Origin of the sequence: Gottfriedia luciferensis, assembly GCF_001712755.1 — a bacterium.
Lineage (GTDB): Bacteria > Bacillota > Bacilli > Bacillales > Bacillaceae_G > Gottfriedia > Gottfriedia luciferensis_B.
Map to the genome: position 1 here is coordinate 110,935 of NZ_MDKC01000005.1, position 19,836 is coordinate 130,770.

Genomic DNA, 19,836 nt, shown 5'->3' on the forward strand with positions numbered 1-19,836 from the left:
AATTAATACAATACATAATAATTTTTATATAATAAAGTACAGTTACATTTTTCTTTTTTACCAATATCACCTATTTTTTAGGGAAACTCTTTATCCTGCGAGTTTCTCTTTTTTGTCAGTCTAAACATAACAATGTTAATAGATAAAAAGAGCCTGTATCGAAAATTACTTGGTATTTGAAGATACAGGCTTTTAATTTCAACGATTAATAGTTATATATATTAGTTGATTACAAGAAGTAGAGCTTGATCTCATTTTAAAAAAGAGAAGGCATAAGAAATGTAGTCAATGCCTGCAATTTAGTAGTCAGTGAAACTAGGTCTACTCAATTATCTTGTTAAGAAAGATTATGCTACATTTGTTTGCTTACCGGAATCAAGTGATTTAATATAAGCTTGCGCTTTTTGTTTATCGAATTGACCTTCTGATTTAGAAATAACAACTGCCGCAAGAGAGTTACCTACGACGTTAACTGCTGTTCTCGCCATATCTAAAAGACGGTCAATACCTGCGATAAACGCTAATCCTTCTACCGGAATTCCAACTGTACCGAGCGTTGCCAACAATACAACAAACGACACTCCCGGAACCCCTGCAATTCCTTTAGATGTTACTATCAATACAAGTACTAATGAGATTTGGTCGCTAATCGATAAATCAATACCATACATTTGTGCAATAAAAATGGCCGCTATTGCTTGATATAACGTAGAACCATCTAAGTTGAAAGAATATCCTGTTGGGATAACGAACGATGTGATTCCTTTAGGGCATCCAAATTTCTCCATTTTATTCATAATACGAGGTAAAACAGTCTCAGAACTAGCCGTTGAATAAGCAAGGATCAGTTCATCTTTTAATAACTTAATAAAATGAATAATATTAATGCCTGCCCATCTTGCAACAAGTCCTAAAACAACTAACACAAAGAAAATCATCGTTGAATAAACAAGAATCGTTAACTTACTTAATGGGATTAGTGATTGGACACCGAATTTTGATACCGTTACACCAATTAATGCAAATACACCAAATGGAGCAAACTTCATGATTAGATTTGTCACATAGAACATTGCTTCAGCTGTTCCCTCGAAAAACTTTATGACCGGTTTTCCTTTTTCACCGATCGCTGCCAAACCTAGTCCGAATAAAACAGAGAAGAAAATAATGGCTAACATGTTTCCTTCTGTCATTGCTGAAATGATATTTGGTGGAACGATATTGACGAAAGTTTCAGCAAAACCGTGGCTTTTCGTCATTTCGGTTGTTTGTATATAGCTTCCGATATCTGTTTTCTGTAATGATGACATATCAACGCCGCTACCGGGATGAAAGATATTTGCCACTAGCAATCCAACAAGAATGGCAATAGTTGTGATGATTTCAAAATATAGAATCGTTTTACCACCGAGTTTACCAAGCTTTTTCATATTCCCAACGCCGGCAACACCGACAATTAAGCTTGAGACAACAATAGGAATAACAATCATTTTGATTAAACGAATAAAAATATCTCCAATCGGTTTAAGGTATCCTTCAATATTTGGATTTCCATAAAAGGCAGCTCCAACTGCGATACCTAAAATGAGACCAATTACAATCTGCCAAGCTAACCCGAGTTTTAGTTTTTTCATCCCATACACCCCTTCAAGGTTATTAAGAATATAAATGTAAGCGATTCCACTCGAAATCATACCGAATCATACAAAAACCTACAAATAAAAAATAAAAAATAAATAATTTTCTCACAACTATTTCAATTTTCCAAAGGTTTGAGTAAAATGTTTAATGTTTGGAGGTGTCGAACTGAAGGAACGAATTTTAGCAGTTGTATTTTTGATGATAACCGTTCCGCTCGCTGGAGAGTTTAAATTCTATCCGTTCAATGATGCTTTCCGTGTCAGCCTGGGGACTCCGGCATTTTTCTTATTTTTGTTATTGGGAAGGGGCATTCACCCGAATATTGCAGGAATTTTGACTGGGACAAGTGTGTTTGTATTTCGTTTTTTTTTGGCGGTCCTAATCAGTGGTATACCAGTTGATGAGGCATTTTACAGTCATTTTCCGGTACTCTTTTATTACGTGGTGTTCGCTTTCATCTTTCATTTTACTAAGATGAATGAGCAGCATAACAAGCCATTTATGATAGGGTTACTAGGAATGGTCATAGAAATTGGTGCAAGTTTAGTTGAAATGGTGATTCGATACTCTATAGCTGATAAAATGATTGCATTTCACTCAATCGAACAGATTATCTTTATCGCGTTTATTCGAAGTTTTTTCGTACTTGGCTTTTTTAACATTTTTAAACTGAGAGAATCAAAATTGGCAGTGGAAGAGCAGCGTAGACAAAACGAGCAAATGCTGTTGTTCATTTCGAATTTGTATGAGGAATCGGTACAGCTTAAGAAAACAATGCAAAATGCGGAAGAAATCACCCGCATAAGTTATGATTTTTATCGTAGGTTGAAATCGGAAGTTTCTCATGTCCATTTTTCCCAAACCGCACTGCAAATTGCAAGTCTCGTGCATGAAGTAAAAAAAGATAATCAGCGAATTTATGCTGGACTATCACAGTTGATTTCTACTGAAAAGCAAGAGGACTACATGGGAATTGAGTTATTGAGTAACATTATTCTTGTTTCCAATAGACGGTATGCAGAGTTATTGAATAAACACATTTCGTTTTCTATGCACCTCGAAGGGGAACATCCGCCATATCATGTCTATAGGGTATTATCTTTGATCAATAACTTGATCGCAAATGCGGTGGAAGCTATTGAGCAAGAGGGACATGTATCGTTGTATGTCATTCGAAGAGACTGGATTGTAGAATTTCATGTTAGTGATAATGGACCAGGTATTGCACCGAAGTTTAAAGAAGTCATTTTTAAAGAGGGGTTTACATCTAAGTATGATGCTTCCGGCAATCCTTCTACAGGAATTGGACTTTCATATGTGAAACTAACCGTGGACAAGCTTGGCGGACATATTAAGCTAAAAGAAAGTCATAATGAAACAGTATTTGTCATCGAGCTTCCAATTAATGCGATGATACAGAAAGGATAAATCAAATGAATTATTTTATAATAGACGATGATCCAGCTATTAGAGCGATGCTGATAGACATGATTGAGGATGAGGATTTAGGCAAAGTTATGGGTGAAGCAGAAGACGGATCATTGGTAGATAATGACTTGCTTGCGCTCAAAAAAGTAGACGTAGTACTTATTGATTTACTGATGCCAAAGAGGGATGGAATTGAAACAATTCGTGTTCTTTCTTCTGAATTCAAGGGGAAATTCGTGATGATTTCGCAAGTAGAGGCAAAGGAGCTCATAGGGGAAGTATATAGTTTAGGAGCAGAATACTACATCACTAAGCCGTTAAACCGGATTGAAATCTCAGGAGTGTTAAAAAAGGTTAACGAACGGGTGATTCTGGAAAAATCAATTCGAGGCATACAAGAATCGTTAACTTTATTAAAAGGTCATCAGTCGCCACCATTTGGCTCTTCTCATACAAAAAACATAATCGAAGCCGGTCGTTCATTGATTTCGGATTTAGGGATTATCGGAGAAAGCGGTAGTGAAGACTTGATGAATATTTTAGAATTCCTGCAGGACCAAAAACAAAAGTTTGGATCCTTCTACATCTTACCGTCTCTAAAAGACATATTTTATGGATATGCAAAAAAAACGCTTGGAGAACAGGCTACCGAGGCGGAAATACAAAAAGAATCGAAAGCCTCCGAACAACGGGTTCGCAGAGCTATTTACCATGTGCTCATCCATATTGCCTCATTAGGATTAACAGATTACACGAATCCAAAATTCGAAGCGTATTCATCCACATTTTTCGATTTCTCGGAAGTCCGAAAGAAAATGTTAGAGCTTGAAGGTAAAAGTGAAAAAAGCAATAATCAAAGCCGAATCAACATGAAAAAATTCATTCAATCGCTCTATTTAGAATCAAAGCAGTTGGTGGATTAGCCAATAAATTTGTTTCTTCAAATTGCAGGTAGTGTAAAAGTGTTGTAGTCAGGTTGTAACAAGGGTACGGATATTAAGCTAATGCTGTCTTTGTTTATTCAATATTAGAAAAGGATATGAATATAGTCTTTCTACACATTTTCTGAATATTTTATTTTGTTGAAAAATGCTTTGTGTAGTTACAAATCGTATGATAAGATAAAAATCGCGTTCAATTCAAACAATTAAATTTTTATGGTTTTAGTTGTCTGAATTTTCTTTTTTCGCAAACAACTATGAAAGTACTAAATAATTAAAATTGGAAAAGTAGCACAAGAATTTAGAGGAGGTTTTTATGAATTTATTTCGAAAAAAATCAGTATCGAGTGGATTATCTAACAGTTCACTTAATAAAGTTTTAGGTGCATTTGACCTAACAATGCTAGGAATAGGTGCAATTATTGGTACCGGGATTTTCGTTCTAACTGGTGTAGCAGCAGCAGATTATGCTGGTCCAGCACTTATACTTTCATTTATAATTGCAGGTTTAGCCTGTACATTTGCTGCATTATGTTACTCTGAATTTGCATCAATGATTCCTGAGGCAGGCAGCGCATATACGTATAGTTATGTCGCATTCGGTGAAATTGTGGCATGGATTTTAGGTTGGGATATGGTACTTGAATATGGACTGGCTTCATCAGCTGTAGCTAGTGGATGGTCTGGTTACTTCCAAAGTTTATTATCAGGTTTTGGAATTCATTTCCCAACAGCATTAACAAGTGCATTTGATCCTTCTAAAGGAACTTTTATAGATTTACCAGCAGTTCTTATCGTATTATTAGTTACATTCGTTCTTACTAGAGGTGTAAAAGAATCTGCAAAACTAAACACTGTAATGGTAATTGTTAAATTAGCAGTAGTAATTCTTTTCATCGCTATAGGTGTTTGGTATGTTGAGCCAGGAAACTGGACACCGTTTATGCCAATGGGATTCTCTGGTGTAACAGCTGGAGCTGCAGTTGTTGTTTTTGCTTACTTTGGTTTTGATGCAGTAGCTACTGCTGCTGAGGAAGTAAAAAATCCTCAACGTAACTTACCAATCGGTATTATTTCTGCATTAACAATTTGTACAATCTTATATATCGTTGTTTCCTTAATTCTTACGGGTATCGTGCCGTTTGATCAACTTGGTGTTAAAGATCCTGTTGCTTTTGCTTTATCATTTATCCACCAAGATTGGGCAGCTGGTTTCATTTCACTAGGTGCAATAATTGGTATTACTACAGTTTTAATCGTAATGATGTTTGGACAAACACGTTTATTCTATTCAATCAGTAGAGATGGTTTACTTCCGAAAAAATTATCAAAAGTTAATGGTAAAACTCAAGTACCGGTTGTAAGTACATGGGTAACTGGTGGGTTAGTTGCTGCATTTGCTGGTTTAATTCCATTAAATAAACTAGCTGAATTAACAAATATTGGTACATTATTTGCCTTCTCAGCTGTATCACTTGGCATTTTAGTCTTAAGAAAAACTCATCCCAACTTAAAACGTGGATTTAAAACTCCTTGGGTTCCTGTTGTTCCAGTATTAGCAATTTTATTCTGTGGATATTTAATGTTCCAACTTTCAGCATTTACTTGGAAGGGATTTGTAGTTTGGTTAGTAATAGGTTTAGTAATTTACGCTACTTACGGTTATAAAAACAGTAAGTTAAATCAGAGTGATAGTATAGAAGAACCACAAATAAAGCTGCATAAATAAAAATTGGGCTATCCCTTAAGTTAAGAGAACTGACTTATGGGAAGCCCTTTTAAATACAAAAAATCACCTATTACTAAGTGGATTGCACATACTTCCTATGCAAGTTCTTTCCGTCTTAACAAAATAAAACTGTTTTCCCTTCAAATTAATTCCAAAATGTATTGGTGGTCTCCATAGCTGATTAATATAAGCTAATCACAGATTTTCCCAACTCATATCACTGATTTTTTATTCCTTGCCTTGTTTTTGGAACATGTATATATCTTCTTGTATGATCAGTTCTTTCGAAGATTTGAGTATTTGGTAATATTATTTTTCGGAATTCCATTTGGTATTTGGAAAATCTCAAGTATATGGACAACATTACTGCCTGTATTATGACACTAAGGAAAGGAGATTTTTCGATGAACTCCACCAAACTATGAATATAAACAAATTACAGATGTAACCGATGAAGTTATTAAAAAATTTTTTCAATTTGACTTTCTTCAATAATTTTTAGAAGAATTGGTATCTGCATGTATTGTTTTCCAATCGTCTTTTTTAGTTGAGTAATCAATAACTAATTACAATATGCACCATACCTCAAAATAAACAATTACTTTTCAATTGCACAGAAATTGCACGGACATATTAGAATCAATAGAAATAAACGAATTACAATGAATAAAATTTCATCACCCATTGATTTACTGGACTTAATTGAACTAAAATATTCATAATTACTGGATAAGACTCGTACTCTGTAATTGACAGTGTAGGGGTCGCTGGTTCAAGTTCAGTTGGGATAGTGATGATTATTTTACAATGAGCAAGCAATCAAAACTCCTAAATTTGAAAATTAGTCTAAAACGCTATCTACTTAAAGATGGCGTGTTTTTTTTATATTAACCGATTATAGCAATAGATTTCATAAAATCAGAACACTAGTTAAAAATTAAACAATACAAATTAATTATCAGAAAATTTAAAATAAAAATATGAACGCTTGTTCAAAAGTAAATCAAGGAGGATTTTTGTATGTCAAAACGCAAATTGATTCATGCATCAACGGTTCTTGCTTTATTTCTTTCATTCGGGTCTGTTATGTCTTTTGCATCTGCAAAAACAAATGATTCAATTAAAAGAGAAACCAAAAACACAGTTATCTCAACTAAATTATCAGTGAAAGCGAATACTGATATTACGTCGCCTGAGGAAAATCTTGGATATAGTCTAGGAACTCAAGCCTTTATTTATGGGTATCCTTTACTCACGTTGGAACGTACGAAACAACTAAGAGCCACTACTCAATCAAAAGATTGGTTATTATTAAATAAATTTCGATATAGCGAAACATTAGCGACAGCAGATGAGAAAAGTGCAATGGCTCCAAACAATGATACTTTATATTATGATGCATGGTTAAATCTTTCTAAGTATCCCGTTATGATAAATGTACCGGATACAAATGACCGTTACTATAGTATTCAACTAGTTGATGCTTGGGACAACACATTTAACTATATTGGTCGACGTACGACAGGGACAAAAGTTGGTCACTTTGCAATTGTATCGCCTAATTGGAAAGGTGCATTGCCAGAAGGGGTTACAAAGATTCAAGCACCTACTGATCACGTTTGGGCTTTAGGACGAATATTCGTAAAGAATGATGATGACTTAGCAGAAGCAGTTAACTTAGAGAAAAAGTTTACAATTACGAAATTAAACGGGAAGGATCCAATATTTAAAGAACGTAGGAAGGATTTATTAACGAGTTCAAAAGTGGAAGCGTTGTCAGCAAAAGAATTCCTAAGATTAATGAATGAAAATATTCTTAAGAACATGCCATCTCAAGAAGAGAATACTTTATTAGATCAATTTAAAGAAATTGGTATTGATTCAACTGTAAAAGATTCATTAAAAAACATTAGTCAAGATACATTAAATGGAGTGGACAGAGCGATTAAAGATAGCATGGACATCATTAAATATAAAACTCAACAGCGTGCGTATACAAAAGATTGGCGTTTTAGTTTTGATGGTGGTGTGTACGGTCATAACTATTTATTAAGATCGGTTATTGCATATAATGGTACAGTTGCAAATATACCTGAAGAAGCGCTTTATTCCAGTACTTTAGTTGATAGCACAAATACTCAATTAAATGGAAAAAATAAGTACGTACTTCATTTTGATAAAGGTAGATTACCAGATGTACAAGCATTTTGGTCGCTAACTATGTATGGTACAGACTTTTTTCTAGTAAAAAATCCAATTAACCGCTATAAAATTGGTAATTTTTCTAATGAAATAAAATACAATCCTGATGGGTCACTAGACATTTATATCCAACACGATTCACCGAAAGGAAAAGAAGCCAATTGGTTACCAGCTCCAGAAGGTGACTTTAAATTAATTATGAGATTTTATCAACCTAGTTTTAATGTGTTAAACGGAAGTTATAAAATGCCTTCTGTCCAAAAAATAGATTAATAAACTCAGTACCGACATTTTCACAATACGTAAACTTAAAATATGGAGAGGGATGTTCCCAGATTTTTAGTTAATTGATAAAGCTTTGAATACTAGTAATCAAGCATTGCACAGTTTATAAAACAACATTTTAGAAAAAAAAAACAGCCCCCAACTTTTTATGAGGGGGTTGTTTTAGTTTATTCTATTTCTTTTTTTAGTAATTGAAGAAATCTCTTTGTGATACTTGAAACGGGTTTATTGTTAGCCTGAATATACCATATAGGATTTGGATTAAAATTAGGTAATTCAATCGGAATTGTGAATATCTTACCGGTCAACACATTTATATCTGAATCTAAAGTCTTATCATATGTTAATGTGATTGCCAATCCTTCGATCACAGCATTTTTAATTATTTCTGTATTAGTAGCAGAAAAGAGAATGTTAACCTCATCAAAAAATAAGTCAAATATTCGCTTTACGTGCCAACCATCATATAAAGCAAATTTCTCATTAATTAAATTTTCCGGTGTAAGTAATTCATAGCTTCTCAAGGGAGAATCTTTACCAACACATATACATAGTTTCCCTTCATAAATTTTTTTATAATTTATATCAACTTCACTCTTTAGCTGGAATTCATTGATCGGAAGTAATCCTAAATCAGATTTTCCTGACTTAATATTGGCCAATACTTCCATTGGACCCATTTCATACATATATACATCAATTTCGGGAGATTCTCTTTTAAGTTCTAATATTGAATCAAATACTACATTCGTCACGCTCGGTACGTAAGCTATTTTTAAAATAGTTTTCGATAAGTTAGCTTGAACATTTATCTCTTCTTTCATTTCTTCGTATTTAGATAAAATTTCAGCTGCTTTTCTAATAACAACCTGCCCTTCCTCAGTCGGAATTGTCCCGGTTTTAGTACGCGTAAAAATCTTCAATCCCCACTCTTTTTCCATTTGAGTAATGAACTGACTGATTACCGAAGGAGAAGTATGAAGTTTCTCCGCTGTTTTTATAATTGATTTTTCTTTCGCAACCTCTATAAGATAGTTAATTTTTTCTAAGTACATCTTGATCCTCCGGGTATTTTGGGAATTCCATACATCTTTTAATTTTTTATTATACATGAGAAGGCAGAATATTTGTTGAATTTCGCAGAATTATATTTGGTAATTTTTATAGAATTTTACTATTTTGATATAGTAATCAATCACCAGAAATAAATCTATAAAATAAATTTTATAATACATACTTACCCTACATGGGTTTTCGTGATATTTAAATACCAATTAAATAATCCCTATTATGATTAAATAAGCAGAAAATTTAAAATTATTATAGACAAATAGATTGTCTAAATATGTAACTATTTCTGAATAGCTTACTAGAAATGACTAAAGAAAAGATGGGGGTAAGAGAAAGGTATGAGAAAAGCAGGGAAAAGTAAAATTTCTAAAAGTGTTGCAGTTTTTGCATTAACATCAAGTGTAATGATTGGGGCATTTGGTCATGTATCAAATGTTACAAAAGCAAGTAGTATCACGAATGCTGATAATATGCTTGCTAATTTAACTCCAGCCCAAAGAGCAGCAATCAACCAATTTTCTACAAATGAACAAACGGGACTTAATATTTCTTCCAAAATCGATTTAACATCAACAAACCAAACATCTGTCATTGTTGAATTTTCAAACAAACCAGCTAAAGTTGCACAAATTGAAGCAAGTGTAGCGGGGAAAGAACTTTCTAAATCTGAGGCAGAGAACTTAGTGGATAAAGACCACGAAACATTTAGCCAAGACGTTGGGAAAGTATTGGTTAATGATAATAATAAAAAAGTAGATTACAAGATCAATCATTCATATAAACACGCATTTAACGGTGTGTCAATGAGTTTACCAGCAAACCAAATTAAAAATCTATTAAAATCTAACGCTGTAAAATCAGTATGGAGTAATGAGAAATTTACGATTGATCCGCCTGCTGAATCAAAGCCTGAACAATTAAAAGCGGATGAAGCAAATGTATCAAATTATACTCCATACGATGCATTAGACCGCTTACATGCGGAAGGTTTTACTGGAAAGGGAATTAAAGTAGGAAGCTTGGATACGGGTATTGATTACAATCACCCAGACTTGAAAGATGCATATAAAGGTGGATATGATTTCGTTAATAATGATAATGATCCAATGGAAACAACCTATGCTGATTGGGTGAAAGCAGGAAAACCTGGTACTTCAAATGGAGCAGACTACTATACAGAACATGGTACCCATGTTGCTGGTATTATTGGTGGACGTGGTAAAGCGGATAGTGAATATAAAACAATGGGAGCTGCTCCTGATGCAGATCTTTATTCTTACAGAGTTCTTGGTCCAGGTGGTAGTGGAACATCTGAGTGGATTATTGCCGGAATAGACCGAGCTGTAAATGATGGTATGGACGTAATTAATATGTCACTAGGAAATACAATAAATGACCCCCTTTATGCAACGTCGGTAGCTGTTAATAATGCAGTATTAAGCGGCGTAACAACTGTTGTTGCAGCAGGTAATACAGGGGATCAAATGTATACAGTAGGTTCTCCAGCCGCTGCAGCTTTACCTATAACAGTAGGAGCATCATCAATTGCTTTAGACATTTTTCAATATGCTGGCGTACAAAATGGAGCGAATTATTCGTTAAGACAGTTAGCAAGGAATTATTCCGACGATTTAACAACTTTAAAAGGGAAAAGCTATCAACTTGTTGATGTTGGCTTAGGTAATACAACCGACTTTAATGGGAAAGATGTTAATGGAAAAATAGCATTCATTAAGCGTGGATCTATTGGATTAATAGATAAAATAAAGAACGCAAAAGCAAAAGGTGCTATTGCAGTATTAATGTATAATGATGAAACAAATAAAGCTGAAGGCCCAATTCAATCATTCCTTGGAGAATCTGTAGACGCAATTCCAGCATTTTCAGTTTCGAATGAAGATGGTTTAGCAATCGCAGCCGCGTTAAAAGCAGGTAAAACTGATTTCACTTTTGGTGATTATACAAAGTTAAAAACAAATGGTGATGAGTTAGCTACTTTTAGTTCAAGAGGACCATCTCGTGTTAATTATGATATTAAGCCTGAAGTAACTGCACCTGGTGTATCGATTCTTTCAACAGTTCCATTCTTTGTAAATAATAAAGTAGCGGATGGATCAAAACCAGAAGATTATAAATATGCTTATGAGCGCTTATCTGGTACTTCAATGGCGTCACCTTATGTAGCAGGTGTGTCGGCTTTATTATTACAATCTAATAAGGACCTACAACCAGAAGATGTAAAATCGATTTTGATGAATACTGCGGATCCATTATCAAAGAATTATAGTGTATTTGAAATCGGTAGTGGACGAGTTGATGCATATGAAGCAATCCACTCAAATGTCGAATTAGAAGTAGTTGATCAAACACCATCAATTATTAATGGGAAGCAAAAATCGATCAAAGAACTAACAGGTGGAATGAGCTTTGGCTCAATTGGATTTGAGGATCAAGATATTACAGACTCTCGTAGCGTTATTTTGAAGAATCGTAGTGAAAAAACAAAAACATTTAACGTAAATGTAAAATTTCAAACTGGATTAAGGGGATCTAAAGATGCTGCAGCAAATGGAGTAACACTGTCTGGGCCAACATCCGTTAAGTTAAATGGAATTAGTCAAAAATCAGTTAATTTCAACTTTAATTTTCCTAAAACAGCTGAAAAAGGTACGTATGAAGGTTATGTAACGTTTACGAACACTGCTGATCCAACAGAACAATACCAGATCCCATTTGGAGGACGTGTTGTAGAAGAAGGAATTAAATCATTTAAAATAGATAATCCATTATTTGGTGTTGATACGATTTGGTCAGCAAATGCAAATCCAAACTTAGCATTCGAATTTTCATTAAAAACACATATGAAAACGTTAGATGTTATCTTACAAGATGCAAAAACTGGTGAAGATCTAGGATTAGTTGGTTCCTATAATCCAATCACTTTAAATGAGGACCAAGTTTATACTAATTTCTATGGGTTTAATGACCTTTACTATCCATTTACTGGTGATTCAAAAAATCCGATTAGCAACGAACCAGTATTTGCAAAAACAGGACATTATAAATTAAGACTAGTAGGAAGTAACGAACAAGGTAAAACATTCTCTGCTGCATCAGACTTCATTTTTGAAGCTGGAGCTCCAAAAATGACGACTAGCTTTGATTCATTAGATCAAAAAGTAATTGAATATGATAATAGTCAGTTTGATGCAAACGGACAGTTTTTATATGATTTTAATATCAATCTATATGATCCAGAAACAGATGAAGCGAATCGCTTAGGAATCCCAGTTGATCAGTCAAGTAATTCAGTTGTTTCGTTTTACAACGGTCCACGTCCTGCAAATCCAATTCATACTGATATAAATGGCAATTACCATGATAAGATCCTTGTGAAGAAACAAGATAAACCTTTAGAAGTATCATTTTATGGTTTTGATGCAGCAAGAAACTTTAATTTGAATGCTACAAATAAGTACAGAGTTGCTTTTGTTGACAAATCATTACCTTACTATTATCTAAAAGCAAATAAACAGAACATTACAAATGGAGATACAGTAAATTTCACTGTTCGTTCAAATAATGTGAAAAACTTAAAAACAACGAAAATTACGATTCCAGTATTTAATGGTGAAGGTTCAATTGATAATGTAGTTGTAAATGATGAGGTGAAACAGTATGGTGATGCGAATGTTTCGTACAATACTACACCGTCAGGAACAAAAACATTATATACAATTACGTTTAATTATTTAGGTAATAAAACATTACCGGAAGATCTGCCGCTATTTAACTTTGATGTAAAAACTGCAAATATATATGTGAAAAGTGTGCCTTATGATTGGTTTACAATGAGTGCATCAACGATTGATCAATCGAATGTCACAACAAATGGAGTATATGCTTTTATGGAAAGCTTTACGATTAAACCTAGCTATTCAAGATTAGATGGTGCAATCCAAGCTGAGGGAGCATTAAATCCATTAACTGGTGGTCTAAACTATGCACTTGATAAAAGTAAACTTGGAGCAAAAGTAACCGTTACTTCGTATGATGGTAAAACAGTTGTAGAGCCTACATTAAATAAGGATGGTCAGTATATTGCAAATACACTTAAAGCTGATGAAAAACCTTATACATTAAAAGTAGATATTCCAGGTCACTTTACAATGAACAAACAATTTACATTATATGACGATGTTCGCGGTGAAATGGTAGGAAAGAGAATAGGATATAATATATCAACAGCTGCTGCAGGTGATGTGAATAAAGATAATGTCATTGATATTTTAGATGCTTTAGCTGTACAGACATTCTGGGGTACAAATAAAGCGTCTGCAGACTTTAATTTTGATAAAGTAGTAGATAAAAATGATATGGATTATATTGTCAAAAACTTTGGATTACAAAACCCTACAGTAACAAATGCGCCAAAGCCGAAAACGACTTATAAAGGAGCTACATTAGAGAGCATTTTAAGTCAATTAGGTTTAGAGTAAAAGAATACTATTTTTAGAAAGCATCCTCTATTTTTAGAGGGTGCTTTTATTTTGCAGAAATTGTGATTCTATGTTGAGTTTTGTATCGCTTGAAGACAATTAAATAAAGTTTCTAATTGCTCTCGTCTCAAAAATATATTTCTAAATGAATCATTACCCTATCTAGAATTTCACGAATTTTAAATACCTGTTAAATATTCCGTTTAACAAATAAGTAGGCAGAAAATTTAAACTAATTATAGACAAAATATTTTGTCAAATTTAGTAGTTTCTAGTACTGATAAATAGACTACTAGTGTTAGTGATTTATTCGTTATTACTAGAGAGAAAAATGGGGGTAAAGGAAAGATTATGAGAAAACTTGCACCAAATAGTAAGATGTCAAAAAGCTTTGCTGCAATTGCCTTATCATCAAGTGTTGTTTTAGCTCCACTCGGACCTGTAACAAACGTTACAAAAGCTGAAAGCCTTTCAAAAGCCGAAACGATTTTAGCTAATTTAAGTCCGGCACAAAGACAAGCACTAGAAAAACTTTCGACAAATGATCAATCTGGTTTATTTTTAGATTCAAACGTGAATCTAGAGAGTTCTAGTAAGGTGTCTGTTATTGTTCAATTTAAAAACAAACCTCAAAAAGCAGCTGTTTTAGAAGCAGCAGTAAAAGGGGAAAGTTTATCTAATGAGCAAGCAAAAGCGAATGTTGAATTAGATCATTCGACATTTAAAAAGGATTTAGCCGCTAATTTTAAAACAAAGTCAGAAGGAAGCTTTAAAATCAAACGTCAATATAAAGATGCATTTAATGGTGTAGCACTAGAAGTACCTGCAAATAAGGTTAAGGATTTATTGAAATCAGATGCAGTTCAAGCAATATACAGTGATTCAACTGTTAAAGTAGAAGAGCCAACAAGTGAAGCACAACCTTCAAAAGAAGCTCAAGGACAAGGAATGGCTGCAGAACGATCTTATTTAAATATCGATAAACTTCATGATGAAGGATATACAGGTAAGGGAGTTAAAGTAGCCGTACTTGATACGGGTGTTGATTATAATCATCCAGATATTAAAGATGCATTTAAAGGTGGATATGATTTCGTTGATAACGATAATGATCCAATGGAAACAACATATGCTGATTGGATAAAAGCAGGTAAGCCAGGTGGAAGTACTGGGGCTGCTTCATATGTTACAGAACATGGTACACATGTTTCTGGAATGATTGTAGGTCAAGGGAAAAATAATAGCAACTATGCAACAACTGGAATAGCACCAGATGCAGATTTATATGTGTATCGTGTTCTTGGCCCAGGTGGAAGTGGTACTACTGAGAACATTATTGCTGCGATTGATCAAGCTGTAGCTGATGGAATGGATGTAATGAATCTTTCATTAGGTGCGAACTATAATGACCCGTTATTCCCAGAAGCTATTGCAATTAATAATGCAGTGTTAAGCGGAGTGACAGCAGTGGTTGCTGCCGGGAATTCTGGAAACGGAATGTATACAGTCGGTTCGCCTGGTGGAGCAGCTTTAGCTTTAACAGTAGGAGCAAGTGATGTACCTTCACAAATTCCAACAATGAAGGGTCATCTTGACACAGCCAATTCGGACATGCGTTTATTAGCAAAAAACTTTAGTGATGATATTTCAACTTTGTTAAGCAATACTTACGACATTGTCAATATTCCTGGAATTGGACAAGCAAGCAATTATAATAATCTAAATGTAACCGGTAAAGTGGTACTCGTTGCGCGTGGAACAAGTACAATTAACGATAAAATATTACAAGCTAAATTAAAAGGTGCTGCAGCAATTCTTATTTACAATAACAATCCAGATGAAGGATATTTGCCTTACTACTTAGGTGAGGGTACTGATTTTATCCCATCTTTTAATTTAACAAATGCTGATGGGCTTGCACTACAGCAAAAAATTACATCAGGTAATACAAAGTTTTCATTTAGTGATTTAGGACAGTTATCAACAAAAGGTGATAACTTAGCTGATTTTAGCTCTAGAGGACCTACTCGAGTAAATTATGAAATAAAACCTGAAATTACAGCTCCGGGTGTAAGTGTTTTATCAACGGTACCTGGCTTTATTCATAGTCCAAACGATCCAACCAACTACCAATATGCATATGAACGTATGTCAGGTACGTCGATGGCAACACCTTTCACGACAGGCGTTGCTACCTTATTAAAACAAGCAAATCCAGATTTACAACCTGAAGATATTAAATCGATTTTAATGAATACAGCAGATTCGTTAAGTCAGCCTTACTCCGTATTTGAAGAAGGCGCAGGTCGCATTAATCCTTATAACGCAATTCATTCTACAATTGAAATAAAAGTAAAAGAAAGTACACCTACAATTATTAATGGAGAAGTGGAACAAATTAATATTGATACTGGTGCACTTAGCTTCGGGAATAAGGCTTACAATGGATCTGATCTTTCAGATACTCGTACAGTAACACTGCTGAATAGAGGAGAAAAAACAAAAACGTTTAATATTCAAGTAAATTATCAATCAAATATACGAGGTTCGAAAGTTGCCGTAGCAAATGGAGTTACCGTTCAAGCGCCTACATCTGTTACATTAAAAGGGGTTAGCCAAAAGAAACTAAATATAGCGTTAAATATACCTAAAACGGCAGATAAAGGAATTTACGAAGGTTATGTTGTCTTTACAAATAAAGATAATCCAATAGAAACTTATCGAATTCCATTTGGTGTGCATTATGTTGAACAAGGATTCCAAAGCTTGAACCTTAGTCGTCAATCAATTTCAACTGATCGAAATAATCTATCTGCACCATTATATTCGCCTTACTTAACGGCTAATTTTACGTTAAAATCGCACATGAGATATATTTACGCGGTACTAACTGATGCGACAACCGGTGAGGACTTAGGAATTTCAAATGCATTCGATGGAGTAGCCTATAATGAAGGTGTTCAATATAATATTCAACCGTTTATGGGATACTATTATCCATTTACAACCGATTCAAGTAGTCCTTTTGACAATAAACCAGTTAAAGCAAAAGAAGGTCACTACAAAATGAAATTGATTGGTTATGATGATAATGATAAAGCTTTTACGATTGCACAAGATTTATTCGTTGATAATACAATGCCAAATCAATTTGATGTCCAAGTACAAGGTGAAAAACCTGGTAATCCATTTATTGAATATAAGCCAGAACAAAAAACAATTCCTATTACAGCTTCAATTAATGATAAAATTGTCGATCAAATGAAAGCAATTGGTTTAAAGGCTGATCAATCTCAAAACTATATTGGTTATTATTACAATAGTTTTTATCTTACAGGTAAGCTTTCACTTGATGAAAATGGAAAAGCAAAAGATGAAATTGCGATGCAACCAAATTTATCAGTTTTAAATGTTCGTTTTGCTGGAGTAGATCAAGCAACAAATTTCAACGGAATGAAGCAATACCTATTTGTTAAAGAAGGTACACCTTATGTTTACGGACAAGCAAATGTCGCGACAAGATTAAATCAAGTAAATGCTCAAGTTGGGGACAAAATTACAGTAACTTTAACGGCAAATAATCTAGCGAAATTACAGAAAGCTAATTATAATTTTACGACGAGTACGTTAGATACAAATATTGTCAATATTGCTTTAAACCCTGAAGCAAAAAAACTTGGTGGGCAATTAAATGTAACGACAACAAATCTTTCAAGTACAACAGTTAAATCAAATGTAGATGTGACATTTGATGGTACACAAGATGTATCTGGCGATATTCCAATGGTTGATGTAACGATTAAAATACCAGAATTAAATGATGTGTATAATTATTCTAGTTTTTATAGTGTTAATTCAACATTTACAAGTGTAGATAATGTAGTGACAAAACCACTTACAGCTATTGTACCAATCAATATTTTATCAAATACCTCAAGTGTCATTGGTTATATTCATCCTGAGAGTTTCAATAATGCAGACGGAACATTAAAATATATCGATTATACGAAACTTGGTGCAAATGTAACAGTGGTAGATAGTAAAGGAAAAAAATACACTGGTACAATGGATTCAAGAGGTCAGTTTACGATCGGTGGTTTACCAGTAACGAAGGATGCATTTACAGTTGTTACGGATATTCCTGGACACTTTACAACTTATGGAAAATTTGATACTGCATATAACACAATCGATGGATTCATCTATGGTTATAAATTGAGACTAGGAACTGAAACAGTAGATACTGCAACAGCTGGAGATATAAATAAAGATAATGTGATCGATATTAATGATGCTTTAGCTATTGAAACGTACTGGGGAACGAACAAACGCTCAGCAGACATCAATTTTGATGGAACAGTTGATGCGAAAGATTTTGCTTATGTAGAAAAGAACTATTTATTGCAAAGTACAGCTGTTGATAACGCTCCAAAACCAGCTAAAAAATATAAGGGGAAAACATTAGCAGATATCAAAATTGAGTTAGGAATTCAATAATTTATAAATTTTACTTCAAGGCATAAAGCACGCTTTTAACATAAGCGTGCTTTTATTCTAATTAGATAGTATGGCAAGATTTAGAGATTGAACATCATGGTTAAAGCTGATTTTATTATTTCTAAAAGATAACTTGGGGGAGAAGTAATGTTTGAAAGAGAAATCATTAAATATTATAGGAAGGAAAAAGGATTTAGCCAGGATGAGCTTTGCGAAGGGATTTGCTCAAAATCTCATTTAAGTAGAATTGAAAGTGGGAGAGTTAGTTTATCTTCTAAGATTTTAGCCTTATTATCAGAACGATTAGGGATTGATATAAACGAAAAGCTTAATTCGTATCATATGATTGAAAATTACTTAGAAGAGTTAAACAATGCATTAATTATGCACAACTCAAATAAAGTCGACGAGATTATACAAAAATTAGAACAGATCCCATTTATCTCATCATCTCAATACGTAGTAAGAAATCTTTTAATATTAGCTAGATATTATCTTTGGAAAAATAATTTAAAGCAATCACTAAAAATAATAAATTCTGTTGAGAGAAAGTATAGTGAAAATCTGTCTGAATATGAAAAAAACTTTCTGTTACATATTAAAGCAATCTATTATTTAAGCATATATAGGTCAACGACGAGTGTAGATTTACGAGCTGCGGTAGGGATTTTAAATCAAATAAATCTTAAAGAATATAAAAATAAGGAAGTTTACTATCATTTTGCACTATCCTATCATTATGCAGGAGAGAATCTATTAGTCTATATAAATGCGAAAAAAGCACTACATTATTTCAATGCTACTCATAATTATGTACAGTCTATAAATGCACAAATCCTTATTTTAATTCAATATGAAAAGGAACAAGAAATAAGTTTTGTAAAGATTGTTGAAAAATATAAGGACTTAATCTGGAATTGTGACAGTGTTGGGGCAAGTAATCAAAAAGCGATATTATTAAATAATTTAGGTATAAGTTATTTTAAAAGAGGAGATTTTGAAAATGCTGCGCATTACATTGAACGATCACTTCAATTAACAGATAAGACATCAGTTTATTATTTAAGGAGATATTATAATTATACTGAGACTTGTTTGGAGGGTAGGTTATTACCTAAAGATGAACTTTTAGAGCTTACTAATGAAGGAATAAAATTAGCAGAAAAAAATAATAGTTCAATTCATATTACTTTATTTAAACTTTTAAAACTGTGTTGTGAAAATAACCAAATTCAATATTATCAATACTTAAATGATATAGCAATTCCACAATTTAAATTAACAAATAATATTTCATACTATAATCAATATGGAAAAAAATTATATAAGCATTTAATTGCTAATAAACAATATAAGAAAGCTATTGAATTAGAATGTGAATTTCGATCATTATGATTTACCGGGTGGGGAATTATTCATGTGGTCCAATGAACACCTAATAAAAAACTTTTTGTAAGTAGTTATTGAAACTGCTTACTTTTTTTATTTACAAAAAGGATTACAAAACTTTCATAAACTATGAAAATACTTTTCATCAGAATAT

The 19,836-nt window shown here is 33.3% G+C and carries 10 protein-coding genes; 7 read left to right on the plus strand and 3 right to left on the minus strand.

The genetic code is table 11. The features are described 5' to 3' along the window. Positions 1 to 347 precede the first annotated feature (347 nt). On the minus strand, positions 348 to 1,634 hold the full coding sequence (gltP, locus tag BED47_RS06830) for a glutamate/aspartate:proton symporter GltP (protein WP_069033023.1): 1,287 nt from the start codon (positions 1,632 to 1,634) through the stop codon (positions 348 to 350). Positions 1,635 to 1,788: 154 nt separating this feature from the next. Between gltP and BED47_RS06835 the strand changes: the two genes are divergently transcribed. From BED47_RS06835 to BED47_RS06845, 3 genes are all read left to right on the plus strand, one after another. Then, complete coding sequence (locus BED47_RS06835) at positions 1,789 to 3,069, plus strand: sensor histidine kinase (RefSeq protein WP_069033024.1); 1,281 nt, start codon at positions 1,789 to 1,791, stop codon at positions 3,067 to 3,069. Positions 3,070 to 3,074: 5 nt separating this feature from the next. Beyond that, positions 3,075 to 3,992 (plus strand): response regulator, encoded by a 918-nt coding sequence (locus BED47_RS06840; protein WP_069033025.1) that lies wholly within the window; start codon positions 3,075 to 3,077, stop codon positions 3,990 to 3,992. Between the two features lie 334 nt (positions 3,993 to 4,326). Continuing rightward, positions 4,327 to 5,739: an amino acid permease gene (locus BED47_RS06845; protein ID WP_069033026.1), complete on the plus strand. Its 1,413-nt coding sequence runs from the start codon at positions 4,327 to 4,329 to the stop codon at positions 5,737 to 5,739. A 657-nt stretch (positions 5,740 to 6,396) separates the two neighbouring features. Here BED47_RS06845 and BED47_RS23645 read toward each other — a convergent pair. After that, positions 6,397 to 6,558, minus strand: a complete 162-nt coding sequence (locus BED47_RS23645; RefSeq protein ID WP_175403463.1) for a hypothetical protein — start codon at positions 6,556 to 6,558, stop codon at positions 6,397 to 6,399. Between the two features lie 201 nt (positions 6,559 to 6,759). Between BED47_RS23645 and BED47_RS06850 the strand changes: the two genes are divergently transcribed. Next, positions 6,760 to 8,214 (plus strand): DUF1254 domain-containing protein, encoded by a 1,455-nt coding sequence (locus BED47_RS06850; RefSeq protein ID WP_069033027.1) that lies wholly within the window; start codon positions 6,760 to 6,762, stop codon positions 8,212 to 8,214. Positions 8,215 to 8,393: 179 nt separating this feature from the next. On the opposite strand, the gene BED47_RS06855 is transcribed toward BED47_RS06850, so the two are convergent. Continuing rightward, positions 8,394 to 9,281, minus strand: coding sequence for a LysR family transcriptional regulator (locus tag BED47_RS06855; RefSeq protein WP_069033028.1), 888 nt, complete (start codon positions 9,279 to 9,281; stop codon positions 8,394 to 8,396). 354 nt (positions 9,282 to 9,635) lie between these two features. Between BED47_RS06855 and BED47_RS06860 the strand changes: the two genes are divergently transcribed. The 3 genes from BED47_RS06860 (at position 9,636) to BED47_RS06870 (ending at position 19,688) form a co-directional block, all read left to right on the plus strand. Continuing rightward, positions 9,636 to 13,796, plus strand: coding sequence for a S8 family serine peptidase (locus BED47_RS06860; protein ID WP_069033029.1), 4,161 nt, complete (start codon positions 9,636 to 9,638; stop codon positions 13,794 to 13,796). A 351-nt stretch (positions 13,797 to 14,147) separates the two neighbouring features. Beyond that, positions 14,148 to 18,293, plus strand: coding sequence for a S8 family serine peptidase (locus BED47_RS06865; RefSeq protein WP_069033030.1), 4,146 nt, complete (start codon positions 14,148 to 14,150; stop codon positions 18,291 to 18,293). Between the two features lie 147 nt (positions 18,294 to 18,440). Beyond that, on the plus strand, positions 18,441 to 19,688 hold the full coding sequence (locus BED47_RS06870) for a helix-turn-helix domain-containing protein (RefSeq protein WP_069033031.1): 1,248 nt from the start codon (positions 18,441 to 18,443) through the stop codon (positions 19,686 to 19,688). Positions 19,689 to 19,836 lie beyond the last annotated feature (148 nt).